This window comes from bacterium, assembly GCA_030019025.1.
In the GTDB taxonomy this organism is placed as follows: Bacteria; Hydrothermota; Hydrothermia; order UBA1063; family UBA1063; genus UBA1063.
On the sequence record JASEFR010000036.1, the window covers coordinates 1 to 13,523 of the forward strand.

At 40.7% G+C, this 13,523-nt stretch carries 13 protein-coding genes; 1 reads left to right on the forward strand and 12 read right to left on the reverse strand.

Translation table 11 applies throughout. The features are described from left to right. The 4 genes from QMD82_07965 to QMD82_07980 form a co-directional block, all read right to left on the reverse strand. Nucleotides 1-831, reverse strand: an 831-nt coding sequence (locus tag QMD82_07965) for a magnesium chelatase domain-containing protein (protein MDI6851850.1), incomplete at its 3' end; no start/stop codon positions are given. Nucleotides 832-854: 23 nt separating this feature from the next. Beyond that, on the reverse strand, nt 855-1,604 hold the full coding sequence (locus tag QMD82_07970) for a slipin family protein (GenBank protein MDI6851851.1): 750 nt from the start codon (nt 1,602-1,604) through the stop codon (nt 855-857). Between the two features lie 9 nt (nt 1,605-1,613). Further along, nucleotides 1,614-3,023, reverse strand: coding sequence for a pyruvate kinase (gene pyk / locus QMD82_07975; GenBank protein ID MDI6851852.1), 1,410 nt, complete (start codon nt 3,021-3,023; stop codon nt 1,614-1,616). Between the two features lie 65 nt (nt 3,024-3,088). Continuing rightward, nucleotides 3,089-4,855 carry an OmpA family protein gene (locus QMD82_07980; GenBank protein ID MDI6851853.1) on the reverse strand — a complete coding sequence of 589 codons (1,767 nt, stop codon included), beginning with the start codon at nt 4,853-4,855 and terminating at the stop codon, nt 3,089-3,091. Nucleotides 4,856-4,954: 99 nt separating this feature from the next. Between QMD82_07980 and QMD82_07985 the strand changes: the two genes are divergently transcribed. Beyond that, entirely contained in the window at nt 4,955-5,461 is a 507-nt protein-coding gene (locus QMD82_07985; GenBank protein MDI6851854.1) for an NUDIX domain-containing protein, read from the forward strand. Nucleotides 5,462-5,463: 2 nt separating this feature from the next. Here QMD82_07985 and pgeF read toward each other — a convergent pair whose 3' ends face one another. The 8 genes from pgeF to QMD82_08025 form a co-directional block, all read right to left on the reverse strand. Further along, on the reverse strand, nt 5,464-6,183 hold the full coding sequence (gene pgeF / locus QMD82_07990) for a peptidoglycan editing factor PgeF (protein ID MDI6851855.1): 720 nt from the start codon (nt 6,181-6,183) through the stop codon (nt 5,464-5,466). A 3-nt stretch (nt 6,184-6,186) separates the two neighbouring features. Beyond that, nucleotides 6,187-7,047 (reverse strand): hypothetical protein, encoded by an 861-nt coding sequence (locus QMD82_07995; protein MDI6851856.1) that lies wholly within the window; start codon nt 7,045-7,047, stop codon nt 6,187-6,189. A 1-nt stretch (nt 7,048) separates the two neighbouring features. Then, complete coding sequence (locus QMD82_08000) at nt 7,049-7,876, reverse strand: HemK/PrmC family methyltransferase (GenBank protein ID MDI6851857.1); 828 nt, start codon at nt 7,874-7,876, stop codon at nt 7,049-7,051. Beyond that, on the reverse strand, nt 7,854-8,918 hold the full coding sequence (gene prfA, locus QMD82_08005) for a peptide chain release factor 1 (GenBank protein ID MDI6851858.1): 1,065 nt from the start codon (nt 8,916-8,918) through the stop codon (nt 7,854-7,856). Before prfA ends, QMD82_08000 begins: the two co-directional genes overlap by 23 nt. Further along, nucleotides 8,915-12,601, reverse strand: coding sequence for a C25 family cysteine peptidase (locus QMD82_08010; GenBank protein MDI6851859.1), 3,687 nt, complete (start codon nt 12,599-12,601; stop codon nt 8,915-8,917). Before QMD82_08010 ends, prfA begins: the two co-directional genes overlap by 4 nt. Before the next feature lie 16 nt (nt 12,602-12,617). Further along, nucleotides 12,618-12,935: a 50S ribosomal protein L21 gene (gene rplU, locus QMD82_08015; protein MDI6851860.1), complete on the reverse strand. Its 318-nt coding sequence runs from the start codon at nt 12,933-12,935 to the stop codon at nt 12,618-12,620. Nucleotides 12,936-12,937: 2 nt separating this feature from the next. Continuing rightward, nucleotides 12,938-13,270 (reverse strand): preprotein translocase subunit SecG, encoded by a 333-nt coding sequence (gene secG / locus QMD82_08020; protein ID MDI6851861.1) that lies wholly within the window; start codon nt 13,268-13,270, stop codon nt 12,938-12,940. Between the two features lies 1 nt (nt 13,271). Next, nucleotides 13,272-13,523, reverse strand: a 252-nt coding sequence (locus QMD82_08025; protein ID MDI6851862.1) for a triose-phosphate isomerase, incomplete at its 5' end; no start/stop codon positions are given.

Sequence of the window (13,523 nt, forward strand, 5' to 3'; positions counted from 1 at the left end):
TATAGTATGGTGGGGAGAGCGAAACGGCCTTGAAGAAACAAGGGGACTGTCTTTGGGCAGAAGCCCTGAAATAGAATAGATCTTAGTCGTTTCTAAAGCCTCCTCCAGAGTCATTGGAGGGAGAATGGAAGGGATTCTTCTTGCCAACATCGTTTTACCTGAACCCGGCGGGCCTATCATTAGGACATTGTGACCACCAGCCGCTGCAACTTCCAATGCCCTTTTCGCATGTTCCTGGCCTTTCACATCCTTAAAATCCACATCTTCAACACTTTCTCTTTTGAAAACCGATTCAACATCAAAGAGATTGGGAAGAATCTGAACTTCGCCATTTAGAAACTGAACCGCTTCGACAAGGGTTCTTACTGGATAAACCTTAGTGGATTTGCAGAGAGAAGCCTCATCCTTGTTCTCATATGGGGCAATTATCCCCTCAAGGTGTGGATAATTTTTCAAACTAAGAGAAAGTGGCAAAACACCCTTGACTCTCCGTACCTTTCCGTCAAGGGATAACTCACCAACAGTCATAAAGTTTACTTTACCTTTCACAAAACCATATGCTTTTAAGACTGCAAGTGCAATAGGAAGATCAAAGGCTGTTCCTTCCTTTCGGATGTCAGCAGGTGCCAAATTTACCGTAACTTTTCTTGGAGGTATTTGATAACCTGAATTCCGAATCGCGGACACCACTCTTTCCTTTGCCTCTTTTACAGCACTTTCTGGGAGTCCCACGATATTAAAACCCGGCATTCCCGTTGAGATGTCTACCTCGACGGAAATCAAAACACCATCTACCCCTATTACTGTCCCTGAAAATACCCGGGAGACCACCTCAGAACCTCTAACTTATTACTCTAAACCTGCTTCTCTTTTTCCCCCGCTACAAAAAGTTTAAAGAACTCAATGGGTATGGGGAAGACAATTGTAGACGCGTTTTCAACAGAAATTTCCCTGAGAGTCTGAAGATATCTCAGCTGAATGGTAATTGGGTTTTGGGCAAGGACCTCAGCCGCTTCTTTAAGTTTTTCTGCCGCCTGGTATTCCCCTTCTGCACTAATAATCTTTGCCCTTCTTTCTCTTTCAGCCTCAGCCTGCCTAGCCATCGCTCTTTGCATCTCTTGTGGAAGATCCACATGCTTGATTTCCACTGCGGAAACCTTTACACCCCAAGGATCAGTTTGGGTATCAATAATCCTCTGGAGACGGTGATTTAATCCTTCCCTTTGAGCCAAGAGCTCATCGAGCTCAACTTCACCAAGGACACTTCTCAAAGTGGTCTGCGCAATTTGGGAAGTTGCGTAAGCATAATTTTCCACTTCAACAACTGCTTTGGCAGCATCCATAACTCTGAAGTAGACAACCGCGTTCACTTTCACCGATACATTGTCCTTTGTGATCACATCCTGCGGAGGTACATCAAGCACCACCGTCCTCAGGGAAACTTTGACCATCTTATCAATAAAAGGAATGAGGATTATAAGTCCTGGGCCTTTGACGCCAATCAGTCTCCCTAATCTGAAAATAACCGCCCTTTCATACTCCCTCAAAATTCTTATCATTGAGGCTAAAATGACGAGTACTAAAATAACTATGTAAAGAAGCATAAGCACCTCCTACAATTTTTCTACTTTTACCATATTTGTGGAACCGGGTTTTCCAAAGGGGTAACCTGCGGTAATCACCGCCAGGTCACCCTCTTTTGCAAGCCTGCGTCTAAAAATTTCACCCTTGACTTTATAAATCAACTCGTCAAGATTTCTCATCACATCCACTCTTAGAGGATAAATCCCATAAGACAGATTTAAAAACTCACAAACCCCAGGATCCGGAGTGGGAGCAACAATGGGAGCAAGTGGTCTTAAAGCAGAAATCCTTGAAGCGGTCGCACCGCTCGCTGTAGGGGTTATGATGAGCTTGGCTCTCAAAGAGTTCAAGAGTTCAAAACTGCTCCTGGCAATTTGCCATTCAATGTTCTCTTTCTCCTTTAAATTTAATGGCAATCCTTCGCCCTTTTTCTTTCTGAATTTTTCAGCCTCTTTGATTATCTCTTTCATAACCCTAACCGAATTTAGTGGATCTTTTGCAACAGCAGTCTCTTCAGACAGCATTAGGGCATCACTTCCATCAAGAACCGCATTGGCTATATCAGAAATCTCCGCCCGCGAGGGAAGCGGACTAAAAAGCAAAGACCTTAACATCTGCGTGGCGGTTATAACTGGTTTCCCCTTCTCCCTTGTTTTTAGAATAAGCTCCTTTTGAAGAATGGGAACCTTGGCATAAGGTGTTTCAACAGCCAGATCACCCCGTGCAATCATGATACCATCGGCAGTATCCAGAATTTCATTAAAGTTTGCAACCGCCTCATACCTTTCAATTTTTGCAATTACGAATCCATCAACTCCTTCCTGCTCTAAAATTTCCCTTGCTCTTAAAACATCTTCCTTTCCACCAACAAAAGAGAGGGCAAAAATTCGCACACCTAAAGAAATCGCAAATCTCATATCCTGAATATCCTTTTCCGTAATTGCGGGAACCTCTTGCATCCTGTTGGGGATATTAATTCCTTTGTGGGATGAGATTTCTCCCCCCATTCTAACCTTTGTAATAACGGAGTTGCCCGTAACTTTTATCACTTCAAGCTCCACAGTCCCATCGGACAACAAAACCGTATCACCCTTCTTCAAATAGGGTATTACTTTTTCGAGCGGTGCGTAAACAATTTTACCATCACCAATAATTTTTTCTGTGGTAAGGACAAATTCGTCTCCCCTTTTCAAAACAACCCTATCCCCGGCAACTTCGCCTATCCGAAACTTAGGCCCACTAAGATCAACAAATACTGCAAAATTATAACCTTTGTCTCGCAATTTTCTTGCCCAGTTGATCTTCTTTGAATGCTCGTCATAAGTTCCATGGGAAAAGTTGAAACGAAGAGCATTAACATCACTCTGAATCAGGCGTTCCATTACGCTTTCGGTGGAAATAGACGGACCAACGGTTGCAATTATTTTAGTAAGCTTCATGATCTTAACACCTCTAATGTTAAAGGGCTTTTTCTGAACAAACCAGTGGAAAATGCATGTGAAAATTATTTCTCAGGGGGGATCAGTCTGAACTCGGCTCTCCTGTTGATACTTCTCTGATACTCTGTCTTGTTTGGTACAGCGGGAACATCTTTTCCAAAACCCTTCACAATAATTCTATCGGGATCAATTTTATAGCGCATAACGAGATGTTTTTTACAGGCCTCTGCCCTTCTTAGGCTTAATATTTGATTGAATCTTTCCGGACCTTCTGCTGACGCATGCCCTATGATTTCAAGCCTGTAGTCGGGATGGTTTACTAAATACCTCCCGATGATGTCAAGAAATGGGAAAAATTCCTTCTTGATCCTATAACTCCCAACATCAAAGTAAATAATGGGTAGAACTGCTACTTCATCCTTTTCTTCTTTAAGAATCACATCTATAACTACCGAATCTCTTTCAAAGGAAGGGTCAATGTAAAAGTTCTGTCCCAAGTACCCTGAAGCGGACACATAAATGCTAAGCGGTCTACTTCTGTTCATAACATATCTTATTACCCCATCACCATCAGCGGTTACCGTATTAACCCCTTCTTCAACGGAAATCAAAGCTACTGCAGACTTTACAGGCTCCATTTTGCTGTTTTTCACTCTCAAAACAACAGGGACAGACTTTTTAACAAGCAAAACCTCGACTTTTGTATTTGTATTGCCCTCAATTTCTATAAACTTATCTACATCTAAATATCCATCGGCAAAAACCTTTAAATTCTGAACTCCTGCCTTAACTGAAGGAATATACAAAACCCCTGAAGGTGAAAAATATTCCCTTGAACCAACCCTTATCCTGCAGTTTTCAACAAATTCCCCAGTTGAGCGATCCTTCACTATCACCGTTAACCTTGCAGTAGCCCGTCTGTTATAAACAATGTTTTTAACGCTCAAACCGAATGATAGAACTACCCCCTCTCCATAATTAGGAAAACTTGATATTAAACCCGGATAACTTGAATCATCAGGGACGACTGGACTAATAGGTTCCCGACTAACTAAGGGTAAAGCTAAGGCAAACTTCCCCTCAAGAAATGGATTGATATCAACCTTTGTTCCAAGGCTGAAATAAGAAGGAGCTTTTCCAAAGTCTCCCTTACTGTAAAAACCGAGAAGGAGCTCGGCGAAGGGTGTAAAACTTTGGAAATTGTAAGTCAGCGAAGTGCTTAGAAGATGAAACTCTGGTGGATTCTTAGTAAGAAGATGTCTGTACGAAGAAAAATAGCCGTAATTAAGGTTAATAGAAAAGTCTCTAACCTTCGCACCACCTATGAATTTAACGCCATAATCGTAGGAGGCTGTTGTGAAGTCCCTCAGTAGGCCACCCTGAAATAAAATATCTGGCTTTGCTGAATCCACACCCACCGTTCTGGTTCGGCCATAAGGTATTGAAATGTAAGGTGAAATGGCAAAAGATAAATTCTCTGATACGGGATAATTATATTTTATGTTGAGTAAAATATCACCGCGTCCCCTTGAAAAGTAGACCTGTGAACTTTTTGTCATTCTATCGATCAAGAATGGAACAGACAATCCAAGTTCCATATAGTCAAAGAGATTTAACCTTAACTTATTAAAAATAGAGTAGGTAACATAAGAAGCGGTGTCTCTGCTCCCGTAAGAAAAAACTGTTCTAAAGGGCTCGATGGATATTGTCCCAAATGGTATTGTATTAGGGTCCTCAGTAAAAAACAGGTTATTATTCACCGTAAAGCCGTACTGGGCATAAGCGCCCTGGATAACCAAAATCAGTAACAAACAAACTATTGACTTTTTCATGATTAAGAATTTAAGGCATTGTAAACAAATAGTCAAACTTAAGACCGCCTGAAAATTTAAGATTGCTAAAACGTGCACAGAACTATAAAATTTCAGGGAATGATAAGCTTTGAAAGAGAAGTGCAGTTTTGCCCTTACTGCGGACATAAAATCACTAAAAGCAGAGAAAATGGGCGAGAACGTTACTACTGCGCTCATTGTAAGCTTTTTATTTACAAAAATCCTGTACCCGTTGTAGTAGTTGTCGTTTTTAATGACGTTGGAGAGGTGCTCCTTGTAAAAAGAAAAGAAGAACCCGAAAAAGGGAAATGGGCACTACCATCGGGATTTGTGGAAATTAACGAAGCTCCCTACGAAACAGCCTCGAGGGAACTATATGAAGAAACGGGTATAATGATTGAAAAACTAACCCTTATCAATGTTTATCAGCAAAAAAGTAAAAGATATGAAAGCGTAATCGTAATTTCCTATCTGGGGTTCTCCTCCGAAGTGCCCCAACCAGGTGATGACGCTGAGGACGCAAAATTTTTTGCAATTAACGAATTACCAGAAATACCATTCGAGTCGCATACCAAAGCCATAAAGGAAGCGCTAAGCCTGCTTTAAAACTAAAGATTGTAAGGAGAGTCCTCAATAAGGGTTCCTAAGCTGAGATCTTTTTCAATTCCTATAATTGCCCTATTCAACCCCTTTAATTCCACCTCTCTTCTTTTTGAATGAAACAAGTCAGGATTGGAATATGTGTCTGCAGGAGGTCCGTAAATCTCCTTGACCCCCTGCCTCTTCAGTTTTGAAACAGCAACCTGAAAAATGTCCAGATAATATCGGCAATCTTTCTCTAAAATATTTCCTGGAAAGTAATCCTTGAATTCTTCACCAACTTCGTAATATTCACCTCTAATACCCGGTCCAAAAACGGCAATAAGGTTCTCAGGTTGACTGTGAAAGTATTCCTTAAATTTCAACACCGCTTCCTCTACAATTCCCTCCTTTAAACCTCGCCAACCCACGTGGAAGACCCCGCAAGCAATATTCAGAGGATCTACGATAAAAAGCGGGTAGCAGTCCGCGACTTTAATAACAAGATAGAGCCCCGGTTTAGATGTCATAAGGCCATCCCCTGATAGCTCTTCCGGAGGTAATGGAGAGTCTACTTTCCATATGGTCTTTGAATGAATTTGCTTAAGTTCAACATACGGAACAAGATTTAGAGAGCGGTGAATATCATCTATCATTTTTGTTGAAAAATAAATCACAAAGGGTTTCTCCATCAGAAATTGAAGGTAGAGCTCCCTGGATAGATTTTTGAGCTGCCAAATCCTTCGCATATACTAAACCCCCGCTTCAAAAATTTTTCTCAAAATTCTATCAACCTGCTCAACTTTAACATTGTATTTTTTGCATATTTCCCTTAAATTTACCTTACCATCACCAAATAGCAACCGCCCAGCAATCTCAAGGGCAGCAGCCCACGGTTCAGGTTTGACAATTTTTTTAAAAGCATCATCTTTCAGCGTGAGAAACAAAACCGTCAGCCCATCCACTATTTCAGGTTCAAGCCCAGATTTTAGCTGGATTAACATAAGGACCCTTTCCTCATTCACACTTAAGAAAGTACTATCATAAGAGTGAAAATCTCTTACTGCACCTAAAAATTCTTGCAATTCTTCATCTTGATATTTCCTGGCCACCAGCTCCGAGATCCACTTCGCCTGGTTTGCTTTGTTAAACCTTAAAAGAGCCAGGATATATTTAATAATCAAGTCTTTATCATCAAGATTTTTATTAAAAAGTTCATTAAGAATAGATAATCCTTTTTTCTTACCGAGCATTACCAGAGTCCATCCATAATTTTTCAGGTATTCCACACTCTCCGGAGATATCGAAAGAGCACGGGAAAAATTTTCCAGACTCTCTCTATAATCCACCAGTTCCATGTTGGAGAGTCCAAGAAAAAAGTGATATATAGATTTATCGGGACTGTTCCTCAACAAGCGAGAAAATATTTTTCGAGCCTCATCGGGTTTTCCTGACTTCAAACTAAGATAACCTTTTAGAAACAAAACTCTTTCCTTATCTTTACCAGTAAATGCCCTTGAAAAACTCTTAATCTCCCTTAGCGCGTCATCGTATTGGGAATCCTTTATACGGAAAGCGATATGCTGCATCAAACGCGACTTTATGTCTTTCATTTCAGGATTTTTTGATAAGGTGAACCCCCCTTAATTCACCACCAAGATCATATATCTTTTTAAATAAAATAAAAAAATTCCTCCACCCACCTTCCTTCAAACTTTCAAAACACATCGGCGATGTCTCAATTATAATGCTTCCACCAGGAACTAAAACCCTCAAAGATTCAATTATTATCTTTTCTGTGATTTCGTAACCAGACTCGCCTCCAAAAAGGGCAGATTCTGGCTCGTAGAGGACTTCGGGAATTAGATTCATGCGTTCTTGGTAGGGAATGTAAGGAGGATTTGTCACTATTAGTTCAAAGCTTGATTGTTTAAAAGCGGAAAGCAAATCTCCCCTAACCAATGGAATCTCGATACCGTATTTCCTCAGATTTCTTTTGGCAACATATAAGGCATCCATGGAAAAATCAGAAGCAACCCCAAAGTCCCCAAGGTATTTTCCCAGAACAAGAGCTATTGCACCACTTCCCGTCCCGAGGTCTAGCCAGCTTGTAGCCTTACCTTTAAAAACGCTTAAAACGTATTCAGCTATAACTTCTGTATCATATCTTGGAATTAATACCCTTTCGTCAACGAAAAGCTCAAATCCAAAGAAAAAAGCCTTCTTGAAAATATATTGTAGGGGAATCCGCATCTTGACCCTTTTTTCAATAATGTCATTTATTCTGGGTAAAAACCTCTCAGCTTCAGGGTTTTCCACAATCAAAAAATCAAATTTGTTACAAAAAATTTCTTCAACTATCCACCTCGCTTCCGCCTTTGCATCAGAGGATACCTGGGAAATAAGTTCAACTAAATAGTTATAAAGTTCCCTGAGCTTCAAGCTTTGCTTTTTCCTCTGCTTCAAGGAGCTTATCAATAATCAGATCAAGATCCCCATTCAAAATGTCATCCAGCCTGTAAATGGTGAGATCAATCCTATGGTCGGTAACTCTGTTCTGCGGAAAATTATAGGTTCTGATCTTTTCACTTCTGTCACCTGTGCCTATGTAACTCTTTCTTTTCATCCTCAACTCCTCTTCCATCTTCTTCTGTTCCAGATCCTTTAACTTGGCCCTGAGCAATCTCAACGCCTTTGCCTTATTTTTGTGCTGCGACCTTTCATCCTGACACACCACCACTATCCCTGTAGGTATATGGGTGATACGGACTGCAGAATCTGTCATATTTACGTACTGTCCACCAGGACCACCAGCCCGGAAGGTATCGATCCTCAAATCCTCAGGATCAATTTCAACTTCCGCTTCTTCTACTTCCGGTAAAACCACAACGCTGGCTGTAGACGTGTGAATTCTTCCACCAGTCTCTGTAATGGGAATTCTCTGCACCCTGTGAACTCCCGATTCGTATTTCAATAGCCTGTAGGCATAAGGTCCTTCTACAATAAAGGAAATTTCTTTATATCCGCCCAAGGGAGTAGGATGAGAGTCAATAACTGAAACTTTGAAATGCTTCTTTTCTGCATACCTCAAGTACATCTTAAAGAGATCTGCTGCGAAAAGTGCCGCCTCATCTCCTCCCGTTCCCGCCCTTATCTCTACTATCGCGGTCTTAGGATCATCCGGGTCTTCGGGTAAAAGAAGTTTCTTAATTTCAAGTTCTAACTCCCTCAAGCGCTCAGAAAGTCCTTTCCTTTCAGAATCGAGATACTCCTTTAAGTTCTCATCCTCTTCTTCTTTCAAAACTTCTTCTGTATCCTTTAGTTCCTTTTCTATTCTGTATTTCTCCTCAAGTTTTTCAACCAATGGCTGAATCTTTTTGTACTCTTGAAGCAAACTCTTTCTTTCCTCATCAGAAAGAACGGACGCCAGTTTAAGCTCTATCTCTGTCATTCTGCTCTTTAATTCTTCAAGATTAATACTCATCTTATCACAACCCTTTTGTTTATAAATTTCTGATTTTCCGATTTAATAAAATAAACCCCCATCCTCACACTCCCACTTCTCACTTTTTGCTCAAAACCATTTTTATCACCTCTATAAATCAACCTTCCCATCGCGTCGTAAATGAGATAAATTTGATCCTTAGATTCTTTTACTATTCCTTTTCTTTCAGGATAAGAAGCAGTTACCGGATACCTACCAAACTCCGCATTACCGCTTCTGTATCTATCGTGCTTGTACATGGGCCAAGAGAGATTTTCGCTAACCCAGCCTGTCGAAAAAATGAAAAGGTGATTTCCCCAGGAAGAAACTACGAGTTCTTTGATGCCATCACCATTGATGTCCCATATCTGCGGTGTGATATAGGCATATGAAAGAAGATCCACAGGGAATCCCGGAAGAATCTGCCCCGTGCTACCATAAGCATAGAGATACCCATCGACACTCCCTTTAAAGACTTCGCCTCTACCATCATTGTCCGTGTCATAAATTACGCAAGAAGAAAAACCACTACCACAATAAGCGCCGTAGATTAGGGAAAAGAAATTCCCAGTTATTTCATAAACCTTAAAACCATAATTAGTGGGAATTGCAATGTCTTTCAAGCCGTCACCATCCACATCACCAATGGCTGGAGAAATGGCATAGGGCCAAGAAGTTGTCCCTCCAACAAGAATTTTAGCAACTATGTCTCCATTTGAATCTATAAGATAAAGCGAATCACCAGCATAAACTACGATTTCAAGGCCTGAAGAGTCAGGTAAAATATCACCAACGGAAGGGCTTGTAATTTGGCTTTTATTAATGGGTACAGGAAAACCCTGTTTTAGATTAAGGGCTGCATCCAGCACACCAATGTAGCCTGAAGTATCTGTCGAGTAGGAAACGACAACTTCCATTACCCCATCGTTATCTATATCTCCGCAGGCAGGAGAACTACCTACCCCACCTAACCCAGGACTAACGTGGAATGTTCCATCGTTTTTAAACGCTTTTACAAAGCTTCCATCTTTAACCACAATTTCTGGTAAACCATCGTTATCCAGATCACACAGACAGGGAGTTGAATAAATAGCACCAGGAACAGGAATAGGGAAACCGGGCTTTTCATTGCCGTACTTATCAAGGACATGCAAAGATCTTGTTCCGTCCCTTGTTATAAGAATTACTTCCTCTTCACCATCTCCATCCAAATCTCCTGCCGCAGGTGCCGTTAAAGAAGTTCCGTGTACGTTTACGGGCCAACCCGTAAGAAGACGCCCCGCACAGTCAAAGGCGTAGACCAGACTATCAAAAGATGTCGCTATAACTACTTCCAAACCAGGCAAATTACGGTCAAGTTCACAAACTACGGGAGAAGAATATCCCGTCCCCAGAACGGGTCGAGGCCACCCATCAAGAAAAGGTGGATTTGGTATAAGAGTAATTGACATAGAGGGACCACTTTCAACCGCTAACAGAGTGTCTACAGAAGTTACATAATAATATGTTGGTCCATTTACTTCGTAATCCACAAAACTGCAAACATTTATCAGTGTGCTATTGGCTCTTCTATAATTAATCCCATCAACACTTTTATATACGTTGAAAAGTAGTCCATTTCCGGGTGAATTCCATTTTAAAATCACACTACCAATTCCCGAAGATCCGGATAAGTGTGTTGGTGGAGGGAGTAAAGCGCTGCCACCCGGTATTGAAAAAGAAATGGAGTCTCTCATATAGTAGATAATGAGGTTTCCAAGGGCGTCTTCCAATGTAAGAGAAGCGTACAGTGTTGTATCGCTAAATGGCGGTAAATTTTCAACCCTTGCCAAGACAACCTTACCCTTTTTAGAAACAACAAGTTTAATGTCTCTTACAGGATAAAAATTCTGATTAAAAATTTTAACCTTTACCAGAAGGTCCTCTGTTCTCCTTGCGACTTTTAAATCCGTCATTTGAATCACAGGAACGTAGTAGTCAAAAAGCATCGAAGTTCTGTTTTCAAAAGAATCTAAAAAGGTATTTATTTCGAGTTCTGCTAAGCCTCTCTGATCCACCCGTACCACCACCCCCCTTGCAGTAATACTTCTCTCCTCAAAGGGCTTTAAACTTATTGTAAAAAGGGTATCATTCAGGATCAAAGGGTGGTAACCTTTCAATACAACTTTCAGATTTTCAAAATATTTTGGCGAAGCATTTTTCGCTCGAATTGTGACATTAAAACCGGCATTGGAGAGCAAAACTGTATCTCCGTACTCATTACTCACAGCTTCTAATGTGAACTGAATTGGCAAAGTGATTGGAGTAACGTAAACCGAGTCAATAATGTCACTTATCTCAGGACCAGTAATTGCAATGTAAAGGTAACCAGGTGTAACAGGGTTTATCCTGAAATAGGCAGAATCTTCAATGGTTTCAACAACCTGTATAATCTCATTTCTTTTATACACAACAAACTTTTTATTTACCTTGGCTGATACAGGACCCAATGGCCTAAGCCGAACAACCAGCCCAGTATCTTCAAAAATTGTAATGTTCTTAATTTTGTAATCAATATAACTACGTTTAATGGGTATCAGAGTAGGGTCACCAAGAAGATTGTAAGTTAATATTGAGTAATAGCTGATTAGGCTATTACGAGCCTCGCTGGAAAAGGCCTGTCTCATTGCACTATCTGCCTCGCCTATGGATACCCTAAAATCTGAAAAAAGGTACTCAAAAAACCTTTTATAGAAAGAAATTGTATTTGAAATTCCGTCCCTTGTCTGGGATAAAATCCCTATACAGGAAGGCGAAAAAAGAAGATATTCACCCAGTGCATCTTTATCAAAACCCCCTATATCACAGGAGAGAATGCCCCAGAACGAAGGTACTGAACTTTGTAGAAGATGTATATCTGCTATTCCAAAAGAAACCGATGGAGTCTGATTTATATACAGATTACCAAAATCCCCGTGGATACAGGAAAAAAGATAGCCAGGCCCGCTATTAACACTGTCAACATATTGATTTTTAGTTACATTCACACTCGTGCTAATTTCATAAAGTTTGCTGAGGGCAAAATGAGAGGGTACAACACTTGAAAGGCTATCCGTCAATTTGTAAGAGTTTCCATTTCCCAAGATATCCGATGAATGGAGCAAAAACTTTAAGTTGTCATTAGCCAAAACCTTGTAATTAAAAACTTTGGTGAAATACCCTTCCAGTTCCGCAAGGTTATGATAAGGTATTCGCCCTACCATTACATTGGGAATAAGGTTTATTGAATCGACCTGTTCTCCAAAGAGCCCATTGCGATTCCTGTCCCAATCGGAATAGAGTTCAGCATAGTAAAAATCGGTTGGCACATTATTTGAAAGCTCGTTGGTACCTATCCTTACATAAGCTATTCTTGCTGGTACCCGGTAAAAGTCACCGAGAAGAAGCAGATACCTGATACCGTTGTTTTCCCTGTAATATCTGACACCATTTCGAATTTTGTCAGCCAAGTCAAACCCCGTAAATCTCCTTTCAATTTCCTCAACCGAAACAAAAGCGGCCGAGATACCCGATTTGCACTTAAAATCAACAAAAGAAGTGGCAAGCTCTCGGGACTCTTCTCTACCAATGACTAATAATTCTATTTCGGATTTACAATCCCTTATTAAAAAGGTATGAAGAAAAAAAAGAAGTAAAATGTACACTTCCCTAAATATGGAGTTACTCTAAAACGATCTTCTCTATCTTAAGCTCTGAAAGTTCCTGGCGGTGTCCCCTTTTCTTTCGAACATTTTCTTTATTCACAAACCTGAAGGCCATCACCTTATCGTTCTTATAATGCTCAACAACCCGCGCAACAACCTTTACGTTGGGAACGTAAGGTGTGCCAACAAGGGCCTTATCACCATCCTGGACAAGCAAAACATTTCCAATTTCAACCAATTCACCTATATCGTTCTCTACCTTCTGAGTAGTAATAAAATCATTTTCCTTAACTTTATACTGAAACCCTTTGAATTCAATAACTGCCTCTTTCATTGTTACCTCCCTTGCTGTGGTATTTGTGGTACTTCTTGTTCCTGGGTTTCTTGAACTTTCTGCTCAATGGGGGCTGTCTTACTTGCTTTTGGGGTTTTAACCGCCATACGGGCTGGATTGTTTAACATTGCAAGGACAAGAGATAGAATCATAAAGGTGGCGCCAAGCCCCCACGTTAGCCTCGTAAAGAATGTAGGAATGCCTCTGACACCAAGGATTTGCTGCATTCCACCAAGAGCTGGTGAAAGTCCAGACTCCCTTGGTTCCTGCATCAAAATTACAACGATCATTATTATGACAAGGATAATGTAAAGAATGCTCAATAAGGTATACATATTAGTTTCCCTCCTGGTATGCGTTTTTAATTATTTCAACAAAAGATTCTACTTTGATAGACGCCCCACCCACCAGCGCGCCATCCACATCTTTCATGCGAGAAATTTCTCCAATGTTATCAGGCTTAACACTCCCACCATATAAAAGAGGAACATCAGCGGCCCCAAATTTCTCTTTCAAAAGGTTCCTAATAAATTCGTGCATCTCCTGCGCCTGCTCTGGAGATGCATTGCGGCCCGTTCCTATGGCCCA